Genomic DNA, 11,769 nt, shown 5'->3' on the forward strand with positions numbered 1-11,769 from the left:
GCATTCCCGAGTGTAGAAAGGACCTTACGTCATTATTTTGAAGACCGTAAAAATAATGTTTTCCCGATGCATCTTGAAACCTTGGGTTCACGTCTGGATCACACCGGTTAAAACAACAAACTACTGAATGCTGCACATAAAAAAATGAGCGCAAATAAGTGCTCATTTTAGTTTTTGGAAAATAATTCTGTTTGTTTTACCTATGAAACTGATGCAGCAACTTCCAAGGGTGTTTTCAGGACCTTATTCTGTAAATACTTCAGACCTTCATTCATCTTTTCCTGCACCAACGGCGTCAGCGTATCCACCGTATGACCTTCTGTAGAAATGCCCGGTAATGCCATTAAATGTGCCGTAACATTTGGCATCTCTAACACTTTACGTACATGCTCAGCGAAACCGACCTGACCAATAAAAGGCGCGACCGTATCCAGCTCCCCCTGCTGATTGACATAACAAATCAGGCAAATCTGTACCGGGCGCTTTGCTTCAATCGCTGCCCCCAGAATCCTGCCATGGACCTTCTTGATTGCACGTCCATCTGAAGTGGTGGCTTCAGGGAAAAACAGCACTGGAATATCCTGTTTTAAAAATCCGGTAATCTGCTCACGGATCCGGACTGAATCTCCCGACCCACGCTTGATAAATAAAGTTCCCCCACCCTTCGCCAGTTTGCCAAGCAGCGGCCACTGTTCAATTTCGGCTTTAGCCAGGAAAAACACTCGTGCACTAGAACCGAGTACTGCAATATCCAGCCAGGACACATGATTACTCACCCAGAGTGCGGGTTCTCGTGGAATAGTGCCGTGTACCTGCACTTCAATATTAAATACCTTGCATAGCTGACGACAGAAATACTGCACATATCGCGTGTTATGTGGGTTATTAGGATTCTTGTATAAACCGTGTCGGTAAACCAGATAGAACCCTTCACTCACCGCTGCGACAGAGGCAACCATTTTTCTGCTATAGAGTAAAAATTTTGCTAAACCACGAATTTCAGATGTTTCATTATTTATAGTCGAGTGCATACAAGGATCACTATTTCCAGGTCGATTCAGGTCATCATCTTCACGTATCTTTACCATTCTATACTGTTCATTCTGAACATGCATTGATTATAAAAACCGTTCAGACGGATTAAATTTTGCAATTTTTATTCAATTAAACGATGAATTATTATATTTCCATTGAATGAGTAAATTAGGAGTTTTATCATGCAGCAAGATCCAAAGGTTACGGTTGAAACCCTTCAACCCACACAAGCACTGAAATACATTTTTGTGGCAACCGCATTCTATGCGGCTGTTTTAGTCGGCCTTGCTCAACTTTTTGTTGCTGCACTCTAACCCAAAACTCACAGAGCAATGCTATCTGTCCCTGTCTTTTTCCACTAAAATGAATTCTATTAAAAAAGTTTTTAAGTAGAGTGTGGACTGAGTGGAATATTTTGAACAGCATCGTGCCAAAGATCGTGTCATTCTGGTCAGTGTGACCGTGCAGATGCTGGAGGATCTGGATGCAGAAGAATTTCACCTGTTGGCCAGTTCAGCAGGGGCAGAAATTCTTGAGCATATGTATGCTCAGCGTTTAAGACCCGATCCTAAATATTTTATCGGCTCCGGCAAGGCTGAGGAAATTGCAGAAAAAGTTGAAGCTCTTGAAGCTGATCTGGTGATTTTTGACCATACCCTGACCCCTGCTCAGGCACGTAACCTTGAACGTGTCGTTAAATGTCGGGTGGTGGACCGTACGGAACTCATTCTGGATATTTTCGCGCTGCGCGCCCGTACTTATGAAGGTAAATTACAGGTCGAACTGGCCCAGTTACAGCATCTTTCTTCTCGCCTGATTCGTAGTCGTGGCAATCTGGATAGCCAGAAAGGGGGGATTGGTTTACGTGGCCCTGGTGAAACTTTATTAGAAACCGATCGACGTTTGCTGCGTGTACGGATGGGGCAACTCAAAGCCCGACTGGATAAAGTCCGTCAAACCCGGATGCAAGGTCGTGTAGCCCGTCAGAAAGCTGCTGTACCTACCATTTCTCTGGTTGGTTATACCAACGCCGGTAAATCTACCCTGTTTAATATTCTTGCAGATAGCGATGTCTATGCCGCTGACCAGCTGTTTGCCACTCTAGATCCAACCTTGCGCCGTCTGGACTGGGAAGGCATTGGCACTGTAGTACTGGCAGATACGGTAGGATTCGTGCGTAACCTATCTCACTCACTGGTAGAATCTTTTAAAGCGACTTTGGAAGAAACCTTAGAAGCCACCCTGTTGCTGCACGTGATTGACTCCAGCAGTCCGGAAATTCTGGAACAGATTGATGCAGTAGAAAGTGTGCTCAAGGAAATTGGGGCTAATGTTCCAGTACTTCGTGTTTATAATAAAATTGATCAAAGCGGTGAAGAAGCCAAGATTATCTATCACAGACCTAATCAGCCAGAACGGGTGTATGTGTCTGCTCACACTGGAGAAGGGATTGACCTGCTACGTAAGGCGGTACATGAAGCGTTGATGGGAGAACTGCAAAAGTTTGAACTTAAGTTACAGCCTGCACATGGCAAACTGCGTAATCAACTTTATGATCTGAACGTGATTCAGTCCGAACATTATGACGAGCAAGGTCAGCTGCATTTGCAGGTCAGTATTGCTCCACAGAAATTGGCACAGATCATCCGCCAGGCACATCTATCCCTAGAAGATATTTTGGGTGAGCAAGCAGTTCAGTTTCAACGGCCACTTGAAGAATTTGAAATACCGCGTAAGATCGACTAAAACTCGATAAATCAAATTAAATAGACTCTAAAATGAACTGGATTAAGCATATAGATTGGCCAGCATGGATCGGCACGCTGCTTCTAATTATTGTCTTTCGGGAAGCAGCAGTATGGATCATGACCCAGCTAGAGCACCCTGAATTAGGCAATTTGGTCGGTTTAATCAGCCTGCTCATCGTCCTGTTTAGCTGGCGTCGCTGGAGCAAAATTCCTGCCCGACTGGTAGATACCAATAACAAGATTATGAAAGAAAGTGCCTTTGCATTTTTACCTGTCAGTGCCGGCTCATTGATGATGCTGGTGCATATGGGACATAAAATTCCAGCCTTTCTGCTAATTCTGTTTGTTAGTACGCTCATTCCATTATGGGTCTATGCAAAAATGGCCAAGCGCTGGCTTTAGGAGATCATTATGTTATCTGTACTCTATGGTTTCCTGATCACGCTAGTGGCCTATCTTGCGGCTAAACCATGTAACCGTGTGATTCCTAAAATTCCGGTCATTGTCTTTGGCATGTTCTTCGTGCTGGCTATTCTGTTTGTACTGGGTGTTCCTTATGAACATTATACAGAAGACACCAATCCCCTGTTTAACCGTCTTTTAGGTTATGTTACGGTGGCCTTGGCAATTCCTCTGGCAGCGATGCGCTATGATGACCTGCCATTAAAAGGTGTGATTGGCATTCTGATCTTCGCCAGTATCAGTGCAGTTGCCCTGCCCATGGGGCTCGCTTATCTGTTACATATGGCAGCCGGTGACATCATGGCCTTTGCCACTCGTGCAGTTACTACCCCAATTGCGATTAATATCGCGACTTTACTAGATGCACCAATTAGCCTGGTGATTCTGATTGTAATTCTGTCTGGTGTCATTGGGGCTGCGTTTTCCCCTCTCATTCTGCGTCATATCAATGACGAACGTGCTTCTGGTCTTGCACTGGGCCTTGCCGCTCATGCGATTGGTACAGCACAAGCCTGGCAGCGTGGTAGTGTTGCAGGTCGATACGCAGCATTTGGTATGGCAGTGAATGCTGTCTTTACGGCCCTCTGGCTACCGACTTTTATTTTATATCTTCAGAATCTTTAATCTGACCACATCGTCATTTTTAGATGACTATATCTATTTTATATAGTCATTTTATTCTTATATCGATTTAGATAAAAATATGAACTATTAAATTCTAATGACAAATTAGTCACTTCATAAATTCATTTAAGTTTCATACCAGTAATTAAATTGACCTAAATGACAGATTTTAACTTAGTAATTTTATATATTTATAATCTTTTCAATCGTTTTAATATTACTAAATTCCCCTATTTTCAACTTGGCTACACGCTGTCTCTTTGGTCAGTTATTTTAAATATTTTTCTCTCACTTTCCTATACATCATTCAATATGGGTTAAAAATCACGTTTCCCCTAACAAGAATATTGTTATAATCTTTAAGACTTAAGTATGAATCTCTGTCTATATTCAACTTGCATTTTTTTATATAAGGTTGTATGAATAATAAACATATAGATTTTTTAGTCTTTGTGTATTAAAACTTCATATACAGCAAGAGTGAAGCAAATCAAATGGATATTTGATTTTGAAATACAAGGAAATTGAATGAAAACAATGAGTGTTTTCAGGACATCTGGTGTTGCTTTAAACCCAATTTCTTGTGGAGAGAATTGGATAAATATTTGGCAGCAGATGCATGACAAGACAGATCCGGCCATGATCCTGATTAAATCGGCGAAATATAATAGAGGTGGCTTATCTAGAAATTTAGGCAACTCATTATCCCACCCACTTTTTGGTAATAAGCCAAGAAAACAAGGTGCTGATCATTTGCCCTCCACTCAGTACTCATTTGAAATACTGGAGTCAGAAGCCTTCAACAAATTGAAATTCACTGCATTACATCATGCTGGAAACGCTACGCTGCAATCAGCATCCGATATACATATTCATGACCTGATTAATCAGGTCGCTGTCGCTGGTAATCCCTTAAATTTATATGACCATACTCAAGTTTCGGTCATGGGACTTAAACACAACTGAATTCTTAGTGCAGACTGATCAAAAAATAACTAGTGACTGTCTGTAACAAACCACATGGGGATGATTAATATGAAAAAATCTAAAATCGCAATGATGCTAATGGGTGCATGTATGACTGTGTCAGCTTTTGCACAGGATTTGACCGGCACTTGGCAACAAATTGATGATAAAACTGGCTCCCCTAAAGCCATTATTGAAATTCGTCAAGAAAATAACGGTAGCTATGTGGGTAAAATCGTTAAAGTAACACCCCGCCCTGGTTATACCCCACAAAAAACCTGCAATAACTGCCCGGCACCATATACCAATCAACCGATTCTAGGCATGGATGTACTTACCGGCTTAAAACAAGTAGGTAAAGCCAATAACTATGATAAGGGTCGGGTCATCGATCCACTGACCGGCAAAATTTATGATGCTAAAGCTCGCCTGAATGCGACTGGCAAGCGTCTCACCTTACGTGGCTATATCGGTGTATCAGCATTAGGCCGTAGTCAGACCTGGATTCGTCAAGATTAATTTACATTATTCCTGCTATAAAAAAAGCCACGTTTTAACGTGGCTTTTTAGCTCTGGATATTTTAAAACACGGGATTATGAACCGCGAACATCTGCTGGTCTTCTAATCGATAAGCCAGCAACTGATTGCCCCAAACACAGCCACCATCGACATTTTGAACATGTTCGGAAATCGTCTTACCCTGTAATCCTGCCCAATGCCCGAAGATAATCTGATGCGTCTTGGCAGCTTTCGACTCAAACTCAAACCAGGGCCTGAAGCCTTCCGGCATTGGATCATTCAGAGAGTCTTTAAAACTGTATTCTAAACGTCCTTTTGTATCGGTTAAACGCATCCGCGTCAGGTAATTCACGATACAACGTATACGCTCATGACCCTCTAACTCATCTGACCAGAGTGCTGGCTCTTTACCAAACATATCGCTCAGGAACGCATCCATGACTTCAAAATCATCATGACCTATGACTGCTTCTACTTCTTTAGCTAACTCAGCAGTCTTGGCAACATCCCAAAGTTTAGGAATACCCGCATGCGTGAGCACTGTCTGTTCATTCGGGAACAGACACATAGGCTGTTTCCGCAGCCAGTCAATCAGATCATCACTGTCGATGGCATCAATCACATCACGGACATTGTCCTTGTCTTTAATCGGCTTAATGCCACGCGCATAAGCCAACAAAGTCAAATCATGGTTGCCTAGCACTGTTGCAGCGACACCATTGTCGACCAACTTTTTAATGAAGCGCAGTGCGCCCAGCGAGTTTTCACCCCGAGCGACCAGGTCACCCGCAAACCAGATAAAATCCTGATCCGGATCAAAGCGGATTTCTTTCAGCAATGCCTTCAAGGCCTCAAAACAGCCTTGCACATCACCAATCACATAATTGTATCGAACAGTGCGAGTCATTCTTTTTAAGCTACCATTTGATCAGATAAAGCCACAAATTGAGCAAGTGTCAGGGTCTCTGGACGCGCCATCGGATCTACACCTGCCTTTTCAAAACCATCTTCAACCAGCATGCCTTTTAAGCTATTACGCAAAGTTTTACGACGCTGGGTAAATACGTGAGATACCAGACGTGCCAAAGCTTTTTCATTCTTCGCCACGATCGGTTTTACGTCATAGGGTTCTAGACGGAATACCGCAGAAGTTACTTTTGGTGGTGGATTAAACGAACCTGGTGGCACTTCAAACAAGAATGTCGGTTTGCAGTAATACTGAATCATCACCGACAAACGGCCATATTCTTTAGTATTCGGTGAAGCGGCAATACGATCGACCACTTCTTTTTGCAGCATGAAGTGCATGTCTTTAACTTTGTCACCGAATTCCAGGAGATGGAACAATAATGGTGTCGAAATGTTATATGGCAGATTACCAACTACACGTAATGGACGACCTTCTTCAAATAAATTGGTGAAGTCGTACTTCAATGCATCTGTTTCAATAATCGTTAGACGTTCAGGATGCGGCACACGACCCGGCAAACCTGCAGCCAAGTCACGATCAAGCTCCAGAACGGTTAAAGCATCACATTCACCAATCAAAGGTGAAGTTAAAGCGGCCAGACCTGGACCAATTTCAACAATATTTTCGCCTGCACGCGGATTGACTGAACGGACAATTTTGGCAATGACACGTTGGTCATGTAAGAAGTTTTGACCAAAACGCTTACGCGTGTGATGCCCTTCATCTTTCGGGTTTAAGGCATTAATCTGATACATAGACATTTCCAACGTGTAATAAAGACGAGATCATTGACGCGCTAAATCCAGCGCCAAATCCACAGCCACATGCAAGCTTGAGCTTTTCGCAAGGCCTGTACCTGCGAGGGAGAGTGCTGTGCCGTGATCGACAGAAGTTCGGATAAACGGTAAGCCCAAAGTAATATTGATGGCTTCACCAAAGCCCTGAGATTTTAACACAGGTAAACCCTGATCGTGATACATCGCCAGTACCGCATCGGTATCTTTCAAGTTTTCAGGAGTAAATAAAGTATCTGCAGGTAAGCTCAGGCTCATATTGATACCTTGCGCACGATAAGTTTCCAGCACAGGATTGATCACTTCAATCTCTTCCATCCCCAAATAACCGCCCTCGCCTGCATGCGGATTTAAACCACAGACCAGAATCTTTGGCTGTTTGATTTTAAATTTGGATTGTAAATCATGAATCAGGATATCAATCACCTGATGCAGACGCTCAGGCGTAATTGCATCCGCGACTGCCCGTAACGGAAGATGCGTTGTTGCTAAAGCGACACGTAAGGTTTTAGTTGCCAGCATCATCACGACACGAGGCACACCAGCAAATTCTTGATAATATTCAGTATGCCCACTGAAATGGATTCCGGCATCATTAATGACTGACTTTTGCACTGGTGCTGTTGCCACACCAACACTTTTCCCGGTCATGGCATAGTCAGCTGAACGACGTAATTGTTCCAATACATAAGCAGCGTTATGGCTATTGAGCTCACCCAATATCACTTGTTGTTTCAAAGGTACATGCTCGACATAGAGCTGACCTTCTTCAGAAGAAGACTCTTGTCCCTTATATTCAATCAGCTCTATTGCCAGATTTAAATGCTGGGCACGCTGACCCAACATTTCCAGATCCGCAAGTATCACAATCGGACGCTCATCAACCCGATTTGCCAGACTCAAGCAGATATCAGGACCAATTCCGGCAGGTTCACCGCTGGTGACATATAAAGGCAGCATCTTCTTCTCTATTCACTAAGGCCTTCAATAGTATAGCCTGTTTCAAACAGGCTTGCGTGCAGCGATCTGTACAGTGTTTTGGACTGTGGTGATTCTCAGAGAAATCTGCGTTACAAATCTCGACAGTTATTTTTATGCATTCTGCTTAATTTTTCTTCCCTTATGCTCGTAGATTATATAAAATACAGCGCTTGAAATTTTTAATTTTCATTTGTGATTCTTCACGTATTCGTTTAGAATCTCGTCTCCTTTTGTTTGGACAGATTCCACCGTCCAAACCAACTATAATAGGTAGTGGTTTAATGAAAACTCTCAGCGCTAAGCCAGCTGAAGTTCAACACGACTGGTACGTTGTTGATGCTTCTGGCAAAACTCTAGGCCGTCTTGCGACGGAAATCGCTCGTCGTTTACGCGGTAAGCACAAAACTTCTTATACTCCTCACGTTGACACTGGCGATTACATCGTTGTTATTAATGCTGAGCAAGTTCAAGTGACTGGTAAAAAATCACTTGATAAGAAATACTATCGCCATACTGGTTTCCCTGGTGGTATCCGTGAAACTAACTTCGAGAAATTAGTTGCACACAAACCAGAAGAGATCTTCCAACGCGCTGTTAAAGGCATGTTGCCAAAAGGTCCTCTTGGTTATGCAATGATCAAGAAAATGAAAGTGTACGCTGGTACTGAGCATCCTCACACAGCTCAACAGCCACAAGTTTTGGACATCTAAGGGATACAGCACATGGCTACAAACTATGGTACAGGTCGCCGTAAGACCGCAACTGCACGTGTTTTCCTATCTGCTGGTACTGGTAAACTCGTAATTAACAACCGTTCTTTAGAACAATACTTCGGTCGTGAGACTGCTCGTATGGTTGTTAACCAACCGTTAGAACTTCTTGAAGCGACTAACAAATATGACCTTTACATCACTGTTGCTGGTGGTGGTATCGGTGGTCAAGCAGGCGCTATCCGTCACGGTATTACTCGTGCATTGATTGCTGCTGACGAAACTCTTAAACCTGCTCTTCGTCAAGCTGGTTTCGTTACTCGTGATGCTCGTGAAGTTGAACGTAAGAAACTTGGTTTACGTAAAGCTCGTAAACGTCCTCAATTCTCTAAACGTTAATTCGTTTACCGAATCGGACAAAAAACCCTGGTTTATTCCAGGGTTTTTTTATGGCTTTAAATTTACCACTGAATAGAATTATATATATTATTGTTCATGAACATCTTTACCCCATACCCCTTCATGACACCAGAAGGACTTGGTCAGATAATAGTTGGCTATACCTATAATCACAAACACTATGATTAAACCTAAATTCATGATCATCTTGTTCTGCTCCTTTCATTTTTTCTTATAATCTACCCTGTCAAAAGCCAATTGGTCTTTTATGCTTCGTGCTTTTTAGGTTGATTTTTAGTATCCTATTCTACTCACTAAAATTTGCTCAGGATTTATGTCAGTCGAAAGCGCGCCACTTCAAGGAATCACCTTATATAGCCATGCCGATGACTTTCGTTCCCATTGGATTCGCTACGTTCTTACCGAAAAACAAATTAAATATCATTTAATCTTGGTCGATAGTGACGATGAGGACTTGGCCAGTCTAAATCCTTATAATCAGCTACCAATGCTGATTGAAAATGATCTGAAATTATTTATTAGCCAGATTATTTCTGAATATATTGATGATCGCTATCGCCAGAACAAGCTCTATGCCGATGCACCGATGCCGCGAGCCGAGCAACGCCAATATCTATGGCGCTTTGAACATGACTGGCTTAAACTGGCCGATATCATGCTCAAACACCCGGATTCTTTAGATCCCGCTTCGAAAGCTCAGGCGCAAAAACAGCTTCGCGATATTCTGGTATCACTGATGCCACTATTTCAGCACTTTCCCTATTTCATGTCAGAGCAGTTCAGTATCTTGGACTGCATGCTTGCGCCGATGTTTATCCGTTTGCACAGTATGGGTGTAGAATTACCTAAACAGCAATGCCGCCCATTCTATCTGTATTGCCAGCGGATCTTTAGCCGTCCTGCTTTTATCAAATCAATGACGTTGCAAGAAAAGAACCGCTACGCTGCCCAGTTATCAAATTAATCGAGTACTCATTATGTCTGAACAGGAATTCAACCTTACGCCTACACGTCCTTATATGTCTCGTGCGATTTATGAATGGATCTGTGATAACAATATGACACCATACCTATTGGTTGATGCTACGCGTCCAAATACTATGGTTCCAGAACAGTTTATTAAAAATGGCCAGATCATTCTAAATATCGTACCGCACGCTGTACATGCGCTACATATGAGCAATGACGCGATTACATTCTCAGCACGTTTCGGTGGTGTATCACGTGATATTTATGTACCAATGGCTGCGGTACTGGGTATCTATGCACGTGAAAATGGTCAGGGACTATTCTTTGATCCAAATGAATATGAGCATACACAAACTGAAGAAGATGCTTTAAAATCAAACATTGAAGAAGAACCTGAAACACCAAAGAAAAAACCAAGCCTCAGGTTATTAGATTAAATAAGAACGGAGTAAGTGAATGGCTTTTGATTTAGTACAATATTTTGTTGAACAGATAGAAACTCAAAAGCCTGAGCTTCTAAGTCAGTATCCAAAGCAGGAACGTCGTGTATACATTGCCGAAATCAGTGCGCTGACTTTAGGTAAGCTGGTTAGTGAATGGAAGCTTAATCCGAATAAGATCTATAATGAAATTAATCATCCTGATGAACTATATATTCAGGAAATTGCCCGTCATCTGAGTACACTTAAATCCAATCAGTCTACTCTTTCTCGTGAAGTACAAGAAGCTAATATTTATGAGATTTTCAAACTTCAGCTCATAGAGCTTAAACAGCTACATGATACCGGCAATCATAATCTGAACAGTATTCAGGAACTGTTATATGGTCAGATCGAGCATCTTTCTGGTCAAGCAGATGATTGGGTTTGGACAACAAATAATCTGTTAGAACTGAAAGGCTCTAAACCAATGCCACAAGAAGAGCTATCATTGGAGGCAACGATGAAGGAGTTTAATCAGATGGTCAGCCAAAACAATCAGTCCCTAGAACATGACGTTGAAGATGTGGTTGTAGTCAATGCGCCAACTTGGGCAAAAATTGCAGAGCCTGTAGTGGCGATTGTGATCCTATGGGTACTTCTAGATCAGGTTATGAAAGTGTTTGCTTAAATTATCCATCTAATAAAAAACCAGCTTTGAGCTGGTTTTTTATTTCTATGTAAACATACAGCATATGACTAGAAATAATATTTATATGTAAATCTTTAATCCTTTATGAAATATACACCGTAAATATCAATGCACTTCATATAAGGCGTTTGAGTCCATACAGCTACAAGTCTATCTACCGATAGCTCGCAAAACGTTTTATTACCACTAGGGTGGTAGGTAAAACAAAGTTATTCACCTTCCACCCGCCCTCCTAGGCACTGTAGCGAAATATCTAATAACGATGCAGCATTTAGTATCAGCTAAAAAACATTACCAAAATCGATTACAGGGAATCTATCCTAGAAGATAGCAACCACTATGAATTTATATAATGTACAAATTTTCTGCTGTGGCTTTATATAATAATTAATATTTGCAAGCTTGGGACTAAATTTCAAGCATAAAAAAACACCCCCTG

The 11,769-nt window shown here is 42.0% G+C and carries 15 protein-coding genes; 11 read left to right on the plus strand and 4 right to left on the minus strand.

Annotated elements, in window-relative coordinates:
* Positions 1 to 200: 200 nt before the first annotated feature.
* A complete protein-coding gene (locus tag B3D47_RS01490) occupies positions 201 to 1,031 on the minus strand; it encodes a lysophospholipid acyltransferase family protein (protein ID WP_286859590.1) in 831 nt (276 codons plus the stop codon).
* Between the two features lie 186 nt (positions 1,032 to 1,217).
* Between B3D47_RS01490 and B3D47_RS01495 the strand changes: the two genes are divergently transcribed.
* The 6 genes from B3D47_RS01495 to B3D47_RS01520 all read left to right on the plus strand — a co-directional run bounded on the left by B3D47_RS01495 (position 1,218) and on the right by B3D47_RS01520 (position 5,354).
* Positions 1,218 to 1,349, plus strand: coding sequence for a hypothetical protein (locus B3D47_RS01495; RefSeq protein ID WP_260396356.1), 132 nt, complete (start codon positions 1,218 to 1,220; stop codon positions 1,347 to 1,349).
* 91 nt (positions 1,350 to 1,440) lie between these two features.
* Positions 1,441 to 2,781, plus strand: a complete 1,341-nt coding sequence (gene hflX, locus B3D47_RS01500; protein ID WP_286859572.1) for a ribosome rescue GTPase HflX — start codon at positions 1,441 to 1,443, stop codon at positions 2,779 to 2,781.
* A 32-nt stretch (positions 2,782 to 2,813) separates the two neighbouring features.
* Complete coding sequence (locus B3D47_RS01505) at positions 2,814 to 3,185, plus strand: hypothetical protein (protein WP_004811284.1); 372 nt, start codon at positions 2,814 to 2,816, stop codon at positions 3,183 to 3,185.
* A 9-nt stretch (positions 3,186 to 3,194) separates the two neighbouring features.
* Complete coding sequence (locus B3D47_RS01510; RefSeq protein ID WP_004811286.1) at positions 3,195 to 3,869, plus strand: LrgB family protein; 675 nt, start codon at positions 3,195 to 3,197, stop codon at positions 3,867 to 3,869.
* A gap of 528 nt (positions 3,870 to 4,397) precedes the next feature.
* Positions 4,398 to 4,835 (plus strand): hypothetical protein, encoded by a 438-nt coding sequence (locus tag B3D47_RS01515; RefSeq protein WP_286859574.1) that lies wholly within the window; start codon positions 4,398 to 4,400, stop codon positions 4,833 to 4,835.
* Between the two features lie 69 nt (positions 4,836 to 4,904).
* Positions 4,905 to 5,354, plus strand: coding sequence for a DUF2147 domain-containing protein (locus B3D47_RS01520; RefSeq protein ID WP_286859576.1), 450 nt, complete (start codon positions 4,905 to 4,907; stop codon positions 5,352 to 5,354).
* 62 nt (positions 5,355 to 5,416) lie between these two features.
* On the opposite strand, the gene B3D47_RS01525 is transcribed toward B3D47_RS01520, so the two are convergent.
* Genes B3D47_RS01525 through pdxA form a run of 3 tightly spaced genes read right to left on the minus strand, consistent with a single transcriptional unit; the run spans position 5,417 to position 8,079 of the window.
* Entirely contained in the window at positions 5,417 to 6,262 is an 846-nt protein-coding gene (locus tag B3D47_RS01525; protein ID WP_286859578.1) for a symmetrical bis(5'-nucleosyl)-tetraphosphatase, read from the minus strand.
* A gap of 5 nt (positions 6,263 to 6,267) precedes the next feature.
* Entirely contained in the window at positions 6,268 to 7,080 is an 813-nt protein-coding gene (rsmA, locus tag B3D47_RS01530; protein ID WP_286859580.1) for a 16S rRNA (adenine(1518)-N(6)/adenine(1519)-N(6))-dimethyltransferase RsmA, read from the minus strand.
* A gap of 30 nt (positions 7,081 to 7,110) precedes the next feature.
* Positions 7,111 to 8,079, minus strand: a complete 969-nt coding sequence (gene pdxA / locus B3D47_RS01535) for a 4-hydroxythreonine-4-phosphate dehydrogenase PdxA (protein WP_286859581.1) — start codon at positions 8,077 to 8,079, stop codon at positions 7,111 to 7,113.
* 302 nt (positions 8,080 to 8,381) lie between these two features.
* On the opposite strand from pdxA, the gene rplM reads away from it, so the two are divergent.
* From rplM to B3D47_RS01560, 5 genes are all read left to right on the plus strand, one after another.
* A complete protein-coding gene (rplM, locus tag B3D47_RS01540; protein ID WP_004811299.1) occupies positions 8,382 to 8,810 on the plus strand; it encodes a 50S ribosomal protein L13 in 429 nt (142 codons plus the stop codon).
* A gap of 12 nt (positions 8,811 to 8,822) precedes the next feature.
* Positions 8,823 to 9,209, plus strand: a complete 387-nt coding sequence (gene rpsI, locus B3D47_RS01545) for a 30S ribosomal protein S9 (RefSeq protein ID WP_004811301.1) — start codon at positions 8,823 to 8,825, stop codon at positions 9,207 to 9,209.
* 334 nt (positions 9,210 to 9,543) lie between these two features.
* The gene (locus tag B3D47_RS01550) at positions 9,544 to 10,194 is read left to right on the plus strand and encodes a glutathione S-transferase N-terminal domain-containing protein (protein WP_253170928.1); all 651 of its coding nucleotides are present in this window, start codon (positions 9,544 to 9,546) and stop codon (positions 10,192 to 10,194) included.
* 13 nt (positions 10,195 to 10,207) lie between these two features.
* Positions 10,208 to 10,636, plus strand: coding sequence for a ClpXP protease specificity-enhancing factor (locus tag B3D47_RS01555; RefSeq protein ID WP_253170929.1), 429 nt, complete (start codon positions 10,208 to 10,210; stop codon positions 10,634 to 10,636).
* Positions 10,637 to 10,655: 19 nt separating this feature from the next.
* Complete coding sequence (locus B3D47_RS01560; protein WP_286859585.1) at positions 10,656 to 11,309, plus strand: hypothetical protein; 654 nt, start codon at positions 10,656 to 10,658, stop codon at positions 11,307 to 11,309.
* The last annotated feature ends 460 nt before the right edge of the window (positions 11,310 to 11,769 follow it).

It is taken from the genome of Acinetobacter sp. UBA3461 (assembly GCF_002381195.1).
Lineage (GTDB): Bacteria > Pseudomonadota > Gammaproteobacteria > Pseudomonadales > Moraxellaceae > Acinetobacter > Acinetobacter schindleri.